Source organism: Fredinandcohnia onubensis, assembly GCF_002734215.1.
Classification (GTDB): domain Bacteria; phylum Bacillota; class Bacilli; order Bacillales; family Bacillaceae_L; genus Ferdinandcohnia; species Ferdinandcohnia onubensis.
Window position 1 is genome coordinate 68,023 of the sequence record NZ_NSEB01000015.1, and the last position, 12,135, is coordinate 80,157.

The 12,135-nt window shown below is 37.9% G+C and carries 12 protein-coding genes and 1 pseudogene; 8 read left to right on the plus strand and 5 right to left on the minus strand.

Annotated elements, in window-relative coordinates:
* Positions 1-70 precede the first annotated feature (70 nt).
* The 4 genes from CKK03_RS18235 to CKK03_RS18250 are packed head-to-tail and all read left to right on the plus strand — an operon-like array spanning position 71 to position 3,415.
* Positions 71-718 (plus strand): helix-turn-helix transcriptional regulator, encoded by a 648-nt coding sequence (locus CKK03_RS18235; protein WP_099363954.1) that lies wholly within the window; start codon positions 71-73, stop codon positions 716-718.
* A 55-nt stretch (positions 719-773) separates the two neighbouring features.
* A complete protein-coding gene (locus CKK03_RS18240; RefSeq protein ID WP_099363955.1) occupies positions 774-1,151 on the plus strand; it encodes a RidA family protein in 378 nt (125 codons plus the stop codon).
* A 14-nt stretch (positions 1,152-1,165) separates the two neighbouring features.
* A complete protein-coding gene (locus tag CKK03_RS18245; RefSeq protein WP_099363956.1) occupies positions 1,166-2,275 on the plus strand; it encodes a threonine synthase in 1,110 nt (369 codons plus the stop codon).
* A gap of 36 nt (positions 2,276-2,311) precedes the next feature.
* Entirely contained in the window at positions 2,312-3,415 is a 1,104-nt protein-coding gene (locus CKK03_RS18250; protein WP_099363957.1) for a D-TA family PLP-dependent enzyme, read from the plus strand.
* A gap of 172 nt (positions 3,416-3,587) precedes the next feature.
* Here CKK03_RS18250 and CKK03_RS18255 read toward each other — a convergent pair whose 3' ends face one another.
* Both CKK03_RS18255 and CKK03_RS18260 read right to left on the minus strand, forming a co-directional pair.
* On the minus strand, positions 3,588-4,313 hold the full coding sequence (locus CKK03_RS18255) for a CAP domain-containing protein (RefSeq protein WP_099363958.1): 726 nt from the start codon (positions 4,311-4,313) through the stop codon (positions 3,588-3,590).
* Positions 4,314-4,692: 379 nt separating this feature from the next.
* On the minus strand, positions 4,693-5,466 hold the full coding sequence (locus tag CKK03_RS18260; RefSeq protein ID WP_099363959.1) for an SGNH/GDSL hydrolase family protein: 774 nt from the start codon (positions 5,464-5,466) through the stop codon (positions 4,693-4,695).
* A 216-nt stretch (positions 5,467-5,682) separates the two neighbouring features.
* Between CKK03_RS18260 and CKK03_RS24020 the strand changes: the two are divergent.
* Positions 5,683-5,874: pseudogene (locus CKK03_RS24020) on the plus strand (branched-chain amino acid transporter permease); the annotation flags it as partial.
* Between the two features lie 78 nt (positions 5,875-5,952).
* Here CKK03_RS24020 and CKK03_RS18270 read toward each other — a convergent pair.
* The 3 genes from CKK03_RS18270 to CKK03_RS18275 form a co-directional block, all read right to left on the minus strand.
* The gene (locus CKK03_RS18270; RefSeq protein WP_099354411.1) at positions 5,953-6,387 is read right to left on the minus strand and encodes a CBS domain-containing protein; all 435 of its coding nucleotides are present in this window, start codon (positions 6,385-6,387) and stop codon (positions 5,953-5,955) included.
* Between the two features lie 136 nt (positions 6,388-6,523).
* Entirely contained in the window at positions 6,524-6,682 is a 159-nt protein-coding gene (locus CKK03_RS23820) for a hypothetical protein (protein WP_180271306.1), read from the minus strand.
* Between the two features lie 123 nt (positions 6,683-6,805).
* Positions 6,806-8,746 (minus strand): endonuclease MutS2, encoded by a 1,941-nt coding sequence (locus CKK03_RS18275; RefSeq protein WP_099363961.1) that lies wholly within the window; start codon positions 8,744-8,746, stop codon positions 6,806-6,808.
* 611 nt (positions 8,747-9,357) lie between these two features.
* Here CKK03_RS18275 and CKK03_RS18280 point away from each other — a divergent pair.
* The 3 genes from CKK03_RS18280 to CKK03_RS18290 all read left to right on the plus strand — a co-directional run bounded on the left by CKK03_RS18280 (position 9,358) and on the right by CKK03_RS18290 (position 12,060).
* Positions 9,358-9,927 (plus strand): hypothetical protein, encoded by a 570-nt coding sequence (locus tag CKK03_RS18280; protein WP_099363962.1) that lies wholly within the window; start codon positions 9,358-9,360, stop codon positions 9,925-9,927.
* 361 nt (positions 9,928-10,288) lie between these two features.
* Entirely contained in the window at positions 10,289-11,530 is a 1,242-nt protein-coding gene (locus CKK03_RS18285; RefSeq protein WP_099363963.1) for an MFS transporter, read from the plus strand.
* A 107-nt stretch (positions 11,531-11,637) separates the two neighbouring features.
* Complete coding sequence (locus CKK03_RS18290; protein ID WP_099363964.1) at positions 11,638-12,060, plus strand: VOC family protein; 423 nt, start codon at positions 11,638-11,640, stop codon at positions 12,058-12,060.
* The last annotated feature ends 75 nt before the right edge of the window (positions 12,061-12,135 follow it).

Below are 12,135 nucleotides of genomic sequence, written 5' to 3' on the forward strand. Positions count from 1 at the left end.
AAAAATATTGATTTTATATAAAATTTTATATATATTTTAGTTGAATAGACTTATGGAAAGGAATTTGTTTATGAATTCTATACTTGAACAGTACATTCCAGTGGCAGAGGTGATTGCTAAAACATTTGGCAATGATTGCGAAGTTGTACTGCATGATTTAACAGTGCCTCAAAGCTCAGTTGTGTACACGGTTAACAACCATGTAACCGGAAGGAATGTAGGACAAAGTTTTAATCATCTCATTACAGAAGTGTTGTTATCCCAAAATTTTACGAATGATTATTCAGCAAATTATTATTTCCATACTGATGATGGTAGATTAATCAAATCTTCTACTTTGTTAATTAGAAATCAGGACAAAAAGGTAATTGGCGCACTTTGCATTAACATTGATACGACACGAATTACTGAGAATATAAACTATCTAAGCAGCTTGATTCCTCAACACCCGGACCAGCCTTCGAACCTAAATTATCAGCAGGAAAATATGAATGAAACAGATCATATTCAAGAGATAGCTAATGATCTGATTGATAAAATTATTGGCAATAGACCAGTAGAACAGCTAAGGCGTGATGAAAAGGTTGAGATGGTTCGATTTATGGAACAAAAAGGGATCTTCTTAATTCGTGGAACAATCGATAGAGTTGCTGAGAAGTTGAATATCTCAAAAGTCACGGTGTACAGCTATATTGAAGAAATTAAAGAAAAAAAGTAATTAAGGATAAAACCATTTATTCATAAAAACTCTATTCTCAAGGAGGCTTATTAGTATGAAATTTATCACAATTAACGGTGCGAAGCCAAACCCGGGACATTATTCCGCTGCAACACAAAAGGGGAATTTACTTTTCATATCAGGTCAACTCCCGGTTGATCCTTTTACAGGAGAGGGAACTAGCGGTAATATTGTTGCCGAAACCAAACAAGTATTAACCAACTTAGACCATGTTTTAGAAGCAGCAAGTGCAAAAAAAGAGGACATCATGAAGGTCACGATTTATATTTCAGATATTGCATTATGGGATACTGTTAATACTCTATACAAACAGTATTTTGGTGATCATAAGCCTGCACGGGCTGTTGTTCCTACTAATCAACTACACTATGGATATTCGATAGAACTTGAAGCAATAGCCTATATTGATTAAGAAAAGGAAGATTGATGATGAACTATATCTGCTTTGAATGTCATTCAACTTATCCGTTGGATAGTAACAAATGGAAATGCGATTGTGGCGGATTACTAAACCTTGAATATGAGAAAAAGGCAGTAGATTTTACTGAAACCTCTTCATCCAGAAATCATTCTCTTTGGAAATATATCGATGCACTTCCATTTGAACAGGATGATGTATGGCAGGAGATAACGTTAGGGGAAGGAGGGACTCCACTCATCAAGATTGATGATAATGTCTACGCGAAAGCAGATTACTATATGCCTACTTTGTCTTTTAAAGATCGTGGCGCTGTACTTCTCATTGCTATGGCGAAAAAGCTTGGCATTAAGAGAGTAGTAGCAGACAGTAGTGGTAATGCGGGAACAGCCATTGCAGCCTATGGAGCAAGGGCAGGAATCCAATGTGATATTTTCGTTCCGGAATCAACCTCTAGTAAAAAAATAGCCCAGATTGAGGCGCATGGCGCGATTATTCATAAGATTCCTGGAAAGAGAGAAGATACTGCAAATGCAGCGATATCTATGGTTGAAACGACAAAATCATTCTATGCAAGCCATATTTACAACCCGATCTTTTGGGAAGGAACGAAAACGTATGTGTATGAAGTATTTGAGCAAATGAATAACAAATTGCCTGAAGCATTCATTATTCCAGTAGGAAATGGAACATTGTTAATGGGTGCATATATTGCTTTTCAAGAGCTATTAGCAAATGGACAAATCGAGAAAATGCCAAAAATTCTTGCTGTACAGGCAGAAGTTTGTGCACCTCTTATGAATGCCTTTGTTGAAGGTAAAAACAAGGTGGAGCCTGTTGAACATTCAGGAACCTTGGCGGAGGGCATTGCCATTGCAGCACCGGCAAGAGGGCCAGAAATCTTGCAGGCTGTGCGAGAAACTGGTGGAGATATAATCGGTGTCTCTGAGGAAAGTATAGTAGAGGCAAGAAAGCAGCTTGCATTAAAAGGAATTTATGTTGAAATTACTTCAGCAGCCAATTATGCCGGGTACTTACAATATGTAGAGAAATACCCCGAATTAAAAGACCAACAACTAGTCTTTCCTTTATGTGGAGCGGGTCTAAAAAGTAACTAGAAGATTGACTATTATAATTAGCGAGGAGCGGTTTTGATGAAAAAGCATGAACTAGATACACCGAGCTTATTAATTGATCGAGAAATTATGATGGATAACATTAATAGAATGCAAACACGTGCTAATCAATATGGTGTTCATCTTCGTCCACATACGAAAACGCATAAAATGCCTGCGCTAGCTAAATTACAGGTACAGGCAGGTGCAAATGGTATTACGGTAGCGAAGGTCGGCGAAGCAGAAGTCATGGCTGAACACGGGCTGAATGATATTTTTATTGCAAACGAAATCGTGGGAGAGGTCAAATTAAATCGCATCAAAAAGCTTGCTGAAACAATTGATATTTCATTTGGTGTCGACAGCATCGAACAATGTGAAATGATTGAGAAAGTCTTTAGTGGTAGTCAAAAGCAAGCGCAAGTTCTGATCGAGATTGAAGTAGGTGAAAACCGATCAGGCGTTATCGAAGAAAGCGATTATACAAGTTTAGTAGAATATATTAAAAATTGCGCGCATGTGAATTTAAAAGGAATCTTTTCTCACGATGGCCATACATACAAAGCCAAAGACCTTGAAGAATGTCGTCGCCTGTATAATGAAGCCCAAAAACGCACCCTTCATTTTGCTTGTTTAGCTGAAGAATTAGGCTGCAAACTTGAAACCGTTAGCATTGGATCGACTCCACCGCTCATGCATGATTTTGGAGTAATGGAGGGAATAACTGAACTTCGTATTGGAACTTATATCCTCATGGATGTTTCACAAGGAAATGCAATTGGTTCTTACTCTAGATGTGCGGCTTCTGTCCTTACAACCGTTATAAGCAAACCAACAAATGAACGCGTCATAACAGATGTCGGTGCAAAAGGGCTCACCATGCAGTCGCGAAGTGAAGGAATATGTGCAACGACTGGAATAGGTTACATCAAGAACTATGGCGTTCATATTGACCAGCTTTATGATGAGCATGCAATCATCTATAATGAAGAATTTAGAAATCAAGTTGCAATTGGAGAAACACTAGAAGTCATACCAAACCATATATGCCCAGTATGCAACCTCTATGACCACGCCTACCTAATCTCTGGAGACGAGGTCGTAGACCAAATCCCAATCCTCTGCAGAGGAAAACTGCAATAACCGGGTCACAGGCCTCACGTTCCACCACTGGGTCACAGGGACAGGTCCCGCGTCCCACCAATATTTTCCTGTGACTGTGGACCTGTGAACTGTGCCACAAAAAAGCACCCAACGAAATTTCGTTGGGTGCTCATTTATTATAAGGAAGAAAAGCATAGCTTGCTAAACGAGTTTATTTACCAATAAACATTTGTGTCCAATAATTGCCTTCTGCGTGACCTACTCCAATATGAGTGAAGTTTGAGCTTAAGATATTCTTACGATGGCCTTCACTGTTCATCCATGCATTTACAACCTCTTGTGGTGAACGTTGACCCATTGCAATATTTTCACCAGCTGCACGATATTGAACACCGAATTGCTTCATCATATCAAATGGTGATCCGTAAGTTGGGCTTGTATGTGAGAAGTAACCTTTATTCTTCATATCTGTAGATTTGATTCTCGCAACTTCACTTAATTTTAAATCAATTTTTAGTGGCTGCAAGCCATATTTTGCACGTTCATTATTTGTTAGTTTTACAACTTCTTGCTCAAACTGACTTAATGAATAAGCAGCTTGGTTCTCAGTTTCTTTTGGCTGTTCTGATGGCTGCTGTTGTACAGGTTGTTGAACAACAGGTTTTTCCTGAACAGGTTCTTCAGCTTTGGGTTGAGTTGGCTCCTTAGTTGGTTGTGTAGGTGCCTCCACTTTAGGTTGAGTTTGAGAGTACCCAGAATAGTATTTTTTAAGTAAGTTTTGAATTAGGTCATTCCAATTAGTAGAGTTGTTAACAGATACAACATAACGACCTTCATATACACTTTTTGAATCACTTACTTGCTCCGCGGAACTAGCTAATGGCCCAGTGACTAATAGTGCACCTGCCACTACTAATGATAATACAGTTTTCTTCATATTCAGTCCTCCTCTTGTTTGTACCAAGATACATCCCAATCATAGCATGTGAATTCTGTAATATTTGAGGAAGACTTTTCCTTCATTCGATAACTTAAAACTTTTCTACTATATTAAACTCAAACAATCATTGAAAATTAATAGATTGGTCTAATTGAATCTCATATCTAGTATTTGTATAACTCTGGTAATGAAGGTAGAAAATACTAGAATAAGACTATTGACAGGAATGAAAAAAGCCACGTATTATGACGTAAATTACTATTAAATAACAAATGTAACGGAACATAGGATTATGCGTCGCCCAAAGTGGGTCAAGGGGACAGGTCCCGCGTCCCACCACATTCTGGAAATTGGGTCAAGGGACCTCCCGTGATTGCTAAAATAGTTCAGACATTATTTTTTCTGCGATTAGCTTATATTGCTCGGCCTTAAAGTGAATTCCGTCTTTAAGATTATCTTCAATCGGGATTTCAGAACCATTAATATAATGAATATTTTCTTCTTCTGTTAAGGATTTTATTGCATTTGTATAGTGTACTTGATTTATATTTGCATTATTTTTTTTACTAGTAATTGTAGTTGGTGAGCTGATAACCACTTCGATTCCTTTTTCTTGAAGCTTTCGAAGTAAATGTTGATTATTTTCTTTATATTGATCGACAGGGACAGGGAGAGAATGAGGACTGTATTTTAAATGACCTCTTGCATCGTTTATCCCAAACATCAAAATGACTAGATCGGGATGATAGCTAAATACTTCCTTCTCAATATTCTCAAGTGCCTGAATAGATGTCCAGCCGGGATGACCTCTATTAATAACTTTTATATGACGATAGCCAAACTTTTGCCTAAGTTCAAATTCTAAAATTTTTGGATAAGGGTTCTTTACTTGAGTTACTCTTCCTGTATCAGAATCTCGTTCATACCCCCATGTAATTGAATCACCATACGCAACAATAGTCACAGCTTGTCTATTGTTAAGCTTTTGAATTACTGAAGAATCGTAGACTGATGTAGATTCTTGAATTGTTGCTTTACTTTCCTGAGGTAAAATGAAGGTTTCAATTGTCCCGTTAACCCCAACGAACAACAACACACAAATCACTATAGAAATAAAATACGAAAGCTGTATAATGGGGCGATTCTTCATATCATTCTCCTTCTCTGAGGGACACGGGACAGGTCCCGCGTCCCACCATTTTTTCACAAAAGGGGCGGTAATAATCTTCTTTTTGGGACAGTGAACCTGTCCCTCTGTCCCATGGATATATACTAATGAAAAAAGTAATGCCTTATAGGCTTATTATTATTTTAACAAACACAATTCAGTGCTACAAAAAGATAATTGTAATCTATACAATTCTTTTTACCATCGGCGGTTATCGGTCTTTTGGTCATTTATTTTTTAAAAGATGTTACTATATTAACAGGAACTCATGGTATACCAGAATTCATTTCAGTTGCTGTAGTTGCCATGCTTCATTTTTGGAAGAGAATTATGTTCCTTTCAATTGCGGGTGGAACAATCGTATACATGGTTTTGGTTCAAATCGTATTTAAGGGACGCGAGGTATCGCGTCCCATTAATTTTGTTACATATTCATTTCTGGGACAAGGGACCTGTCCCTCTGTCCCATTATTGTTGAGGTGCGGATGGGGTTGAGATGTTTTGTAATGCTTGTTCGGCCTCGTTTGCGTATTGATTTTGTACGGCTAAATCGCCTAAGGCAACCATTCCTGTTACTTGCCCATTTTCAACGACTGGTAAGCGGCGAATTTGTTGCTGAGCCATTAAATTTGCTGCCTCATGTACATCCATGTCAGGAGTACCTTGAACAATTTTCTGAGCAGTCATAACTTGAGAAACGGGCGTTTGTGCACTTTCACCTTGTGCAGTCGTACGCAGGGTAATATCACGGTCAGTAACAATTCCGACCATTTGTCCGTTGTTATTTACTACTGGAACAGACCCGATATTGTGTTGGCTCATTAAAGCAGCAGCTTCTTGGACCGACTGTGTTTCGTTAATTGTAACAACATTTGATGTCATGATTTCTCTTAATTGAGCCATTTCAATTACCTCCAAATATTTCTTTATTGTTGAAAATATTCTTTTGACGGCGGTTGTATAGGGATGAATAAAAGGCATGATTCAAGTCGAAAATCGAATCCATGCCCTTTTGTTTGTTGTTATATTTATGTACTACTTAGCGATTATTTTTTCCTTGTTGTTGATTCTGGTTATTATCGTTATCGCCTGTAATGTTGTCAACAACATTTTCAATCGTCTGCCCAACTCTATTCATAAAACCATCATTATTGTCACGATTCTGATTGTTATTTTGTCGATTGTTTTGATTGTCCATTTTATCACCTCCAAATTTAGATTGTGTACAATTGAAGATTATATACACCTTTTGAATGTAGAACATCTCAAGAGATAGAAAAAACGTTAATCCAAGAAAGGATCAACGCTTTTTAGTTCATGATTACTCATCTTCCTCTAACCATTTGTCTTCTACGAATTTGCGGTTCATGTCTTTTTTTATTTTTCGATATTCTTTACTTTTGAAGATGATGTCAAAATCGTAGTCAGAAGGGTAGAGCTCTGCTGCCGCAATCTTTAACTCAATTCTCTTATAATTAACAATTCGTTTTTCCCCTTTGATTTGCACAATATAATCTCCACGGTCATTTGGTCCTTTGTACACTATGCCGGTTTCACCTGTTGCAACAAGAAGGACGTTATCACCTTGATTGTAGTCCGTGACCTTAGGTGCAAGTGGCTCTTGTTTTCTTTTTTTAACGTTGCTTCGAGCATACTTATTTACAATGATTTGCTTTTGATAGGCAGGTGATTGTATTGTGTCGTCTGCAATGTTTAGATGATAATCTTTATCCTGTTGATATGCTTTCTTATGGGCACGTTCGATAAGTGTTGGGTGCATCCCAAGTTTAGCAGCTATATCAAACGCTTGGCTTTGCCCACTCTTCCCAAGTAAAAGCCTGTACGTTGGTTGCAGTGTTTGGATATCGAACTCCATGGAACCATTTAAAAAACCTTCCGTTTCATCAGCAAATCGCTTCATTTCACTATAATGGGTAGTCGCAAATAATGTAGCCCCTTTTTCAAATAGTTGCTCTAAAATAACGATGGCGAGGGCCATTCCCTCCCTTGGGTCAGTGCCGGAACCAAGTTCATCAATTAATACAAGTGACGAATCATTAGTGGTTTTTAAAATTTCAATAATATTGACCATTCGCGAGCTAAACGTACTTAAGTTTTGCTCAATGCTTTGGCCATCTCCAACATCGACGAAGATATGTTGGAAGATGGCAATTTCACTCCCTTTTTTGGCCGGAATAGGGAGGCCAGATTGTGCCATCAATGTGAGCAGTCCAACTGTTTTTAATGTAACTGTTTTTCCTCCTGTATTCGGGCCAGTAATGACAAGAGCTCGTTCTTGTTCTCCGATTGGAACCGTGAGCGGAATGGCATTTTGTCCAAGCATCGGATGACGTGCCTCTTTTAGATGGATCCTGAACTCATCATTGATTGTCGGAATGTTTGCTTGGATCTTTTGACTGTACTTAGCTTTGGCGAAAAGTACATCATAATGATGCATGGTCTCTATGGCAACCTGGATCACATGTTCATATGAGAGAAACAACTGAGTGAGTTCATATAAAATACGCTCTACCTCAGTTTCTTCTGCAATTTTAATGAGCTCAATATCTTCCTGAAGCGTGCTTAATTCAACAGGTTCGATAAAAAGGGTAGAGCCCGAAGCTGAAGTATCTAATACTGCTCCTTGAATTTTCTTCCTAAATTCCTTTTTTACCGCTAGCACATAACGACCTGATCGTTCTGAAACATTCGTTTCCTGCAAGTAAGGAGAAATTCTTCCACTTTTCACTAATGACTGTGCTTTTTCTTTTAATTTTTCCTGCTGAGTGGCGAGGTGTCTTCGCAGGTAGTTAAGATCACTTGATGCATAATCATCTACTTGGCCATTGCGCAAACAGCGACTAATTTCTGCTTCTAGTTCTGATACATCTCCAATGGATGCAGCGTACATGCTTACCATTGGACCGGCATATTCCTTATCTTTCATAAATTGCTTTAACTTTTGACAGTGGTCTAGGAATGAGACAATCCGAGTGAATTGGTCTACTTTTATAGCGATTCCTTTTTTGGCTTGCTCAATATAATGCTCGATTTGATCCAAAGAGTGTATCGGAACACTCCCACTGATTGCAAGGATGTTCATTGCTTCTGAAATTTCATGTAAAGAATGCTCGATTTTCTTTTTGTTTTGTGTAGGTCTTAAAGAAAGTAATGATTCTTTTCCTCGATTTGTTCTTGCGAATTGTGCGATCTCATTCAAAATTTGATAATAACCTAATGCTTCCATAGTTTGACGATTCAATGGTAAATCCTCCTTTTTATAAAAAACATAGTTCGTGAGGAATTGTTCACGGGCTAAATCAAAAAAGCCGTCATGAACAAATCGCTCATGACGGCTGAAGATAGACCTAGGCATATTATAGTCATTGGTGTTTTTTAGACACAAAAAAACCATGACAAACATGCCATAGCAAGATCCATTTTTCATAGCTATGATGCGTGTTCTTAACTTTCCAAAAGAAGCCATAGTGAAATAAACATAGCCTTGCTACGTTTTTTTGCTTCTTCCAGCTATCCAATTATGGATTAGTTAAGAACCACCGATAACATAAACTCATACCCCTTTATTTTAAGGCATTTTTTTACTTACACTTCCTTTATAACCTATGCCCGTATGCGAAGTCAAGTGTCTGGGACAGAGGGACAGGTCCCGCGTCCCACCTTTTTTTCACAAAAAATAAGACTGAGGACTTAGTAGATAATTAGGCTCTAGCAGGTTAAATGTATCCACATCATTTTATATGATGGAAGAAATTAAGAATTTCTTAAGAAAACGATTAAGCTCTTCTTAAGATTTCGTATGTATATTGGAATTAATAAGGTAGCTTTTGATAAATAAAGGGGAGAATCATTTTGAGAGATAAGAAGGTATATATTCTTTTAACAGATACGGGGACAGTATTTACAAGATTGATAAAGCTATATACGAAAAAACCATATAATCATGCTTCGATTTCCTTCGATGCTGAATTGTCTGAGGTATATAGTTTTGGTAGAAAGACTGCTAGAAATCCATTTATTGGAGGATTTGTAAGAGAGGATATAAAAAAAGGATTATTTAATCAAGCTGATTGTGTTATCTATTCTTTTACAGTCACAGAGGCTGAAATCCAAAAGATGAGACGATATATTAGCGAAATTGAAGCACAAAAGGAATCTTATCGCTATAACTTTTTGGGGTTATTTGGAGTTGTGTTCAATAGACCACTGAAAAGAAAGAGGGCTTTTTTCTGTTCTCAGTTTGTAGCATCTGTACTAAATGAATGTACCAGCATTGATTTTGGAAAACCAGCTTCACTTATTGAACCAAATGACTTAATGGCTATTTCGTTACTACGATTGAAATATGAGGGGAAGTTAGCTCATTATCCTACTAAAAATATAGAGAAAAAATCAGTTCCTTTTCGTATTATCCCAGTTTAAGTGAAATATTCTTGCTTTTGACATGACATCCCCCAAAAAGTAATTGTATTTAAAATGCGATTTTGTTATGATGATATCGATTATAAAGAAATGGAGGTTTTCCTTGTGACAGCATCAATCAGATTACGTTTCCCACTTTTCACTCGTTAATTTAATACGTTTGAAGCTCTGCCTACGTTCAGAGCAACGGGATTGATCTGTCATTTTTTAAGAAAACCTATATTTTACGGTTATCTAAAAGAGGGGACGAGGATTCCCTCTTTTTTGTTGTCTAAAAAAGTATCTGTGACATAAGTGACACGAAGTATGTGAATGTAGGTGAAGCGTTCAATAAATCTGAATAGAAATGAGTTGTTAGTAAATGAATACAATAGAAAATAATCTTAAGGAGAATTGGTTCAAGAATATTATTCTCTTTTTAAGTAGCCAGACGATTTCCCTCTTTGGATCATCTCTGGTTCAATACGCCATTATGTGGCATATAACGTTAACGACGGAATCCGGTTTGATGATGACGTTATATATTATATGTGGTTTTATACCAGCCTTTATTTTGTCGCCAGTGGCAGGGGTTTGGGCGGATCGATATAACCGCAAAATGTTAATCATTTTAGCTGATGGACTTATTGCCACTGCAACTTTAATCCTTGCAATTCTCTTTTATATGGGATTTGATGCAATTTGGCTGTTATTTGTGATGGCAGCAGTCCGTGCCTTTGGAACCGGAATTCAAATGCCTGCAGTCGGTGCTATTTTACCGCAAATTGTTCCTAAGGATAAATTAACAAAGGTGAACGGGGTGAATGGAAGTATTCAGGCTATTATCATGTTTGTATCTCCAATGGTAAGTGCCGCACTATTAGGTTTTGCGACTATTGAAACGATCTTCTTTATTGATGTTATAACGGCAGCAATTGCAATAATCACACTGCTTGCTTTAAAAATTTCTGTACATGAGAAGGCAGCAGAAAAACAAACAACGAGCTACTTTAGTGATTTTAAACAAGGGTTACAATATGTGAATAACCATACGTTTCTGAAGAGCTTTTTCCTATTCTTTGCAGTGTTCTTTGTGTTAATGGCACCGGCAGCCTTCCTGACACCGCTGCAAGTTACGCGTAGTTTTGGTGATGACGTTTGGCGATTATCAGCAATCGAAATCGCCTTCTCCATTGGCATGATGGTCGGAGGAGGAATAATCGCTTCCTGGGGAGGCTTCGAAAACAAAATTAAAACATTGGGATTTGCTAGTGTAATCATGGGTGTCTGCACATTTGCACTTGGTATTGTTCCAAACTTTTGGGTTTATTTTGCCTTCATGGCTTTATTCGGCGTCGCCATGCCGATTTTTAATACACCCGCAACCGTTTTGTTGCAGGAGAAAGTAGAAGAAGATTATTTAGGAAGAGTGTTCGGTGTGATGGGGATGATTTCAACCTCAATGATGCCACTAGGAATGCTTATATTTGGCCCAATTGCAGATATCATCAAAATAGAATGGCTCCTTCTAGGAACTGGAATATTCATTATTATACTAGCCATTTTCATGAGCAGAAACAAAGTATTAATTGAAGCAGGAAAGCCTACAATCGCAGAATCATAGGGACAAGGGGACAGGTCCCGCGTCCTACCATTTTTTTACAAATAGGATAGCGGAGACTGTGATGACACACCTGTCGCTCCAGTCCTAAAAGGAGGCATCATTCAATTATGAAAGCCAGAGTCAACGTAATTACGTTAGGTGTAAATGATTTGGAGAAAGCATTAGAATTTTATCGTGATGGATTAGGATTCCCAACAGAGGGTATTGTGGGGAAGGAATTTGAGCATGGAGCAGTTGCTTTTTTTGACTTGCAATCTGGTTTGAAGCTTGCAATATGGAAACGAGAGGATATTGCTTATGAGGCAAAGGTTACAAAGACTCCAGCAAGTCCTACTGAATTTACATTAGGTCACAATGTAAATAGTAAAGAAGAAGTGGATAAGGTATTGGAGCTGGCCCAAAATGCAGGTGCTACAATAACAGATCCTGCACATGATACGTTTTGGGGCGGGTATTCCGGTCACTTCCAGGATCCGGATGGCCATTTATGGGAAGTTGTCTGGAACCCAGCTTGGGAGATTGAGGACTAGGTTATTGGTTCAAAAAATGAATATGCTACAAGGATTTGAAGAGGCTGTATGTAAATTTTAAACATACAGCCTTTT

Bases quoted from the DNA above. Each gene is read 5' to 3' on its own strand.
- CKK03_RS18235 (WP_099363954.1), top strand. From the start codon at position 71: ATGAATTCTATACTTGAACAGTACATTCCAGTGGCAGAGGTGATTGCT.
- CKK03_RS18240 (WP_099363955.1), top strand. From the start codon at position 774: ATGAAATTTATCACAATTAACGGTGCGAAGCCAAACCCGGGACATTAT.
- CKK03_RS18245 (WP_099363956.1), top strand. From the start codon at position 1,166: ATGATGAACTATATCTGCTTTGAATGTCATTCAACTTATCCGTTGGAT.
- CKK03_RS18250 (WP_099363957.1), top strand. From the start codon at position 2,312: ATGAAAAAGCATGAACTAGATACACCGAGCTTATTAATTGATCGAGAA.
- CKK03_RS18255 (WP_099363958.1), bottom strand. From the start codon at position 4,313: ATGAAGAAAACTGTATTATCATTAGTAGTGGCAGGTGCACTATTAGTC.
- CKK03_RS18260 (WP_099363959.1), bottom strand. From the start codon at position 5,466: ATGAAGAATCGCCCCATTATACAGCTTTCGTATTTTATTTCTATAGTG.
- CKK03_RS18270 (WP_099354411.1), bottom strand. From the start codon at position 6,387: ATGGCTCAATTAAGAGAAATCATGACATCAAATGTTGTTACAATTAAC.
- CKK03_RS23820 (WP_180271306.1), bottom strand. From the start codon at position 6,682: ATGGACAATCAAAACAATCGACAAAATAACAATCAGAATCGTGACAAT.
- CKK03_RS18285 (WP_099363963.1), top strand. From the start codon at position 10,289: ATGAATACAATAGAAAATAATCTTAAGGAGAATTGGTTCAAGAATATT.
- CKK03_RS18290 (WP_099363964.1), top strand. From the start codon at position 11,638: ATGAAAGCCAGAGTCAACGTAATTACGTTAGGTGTAAATGATTTGGAG.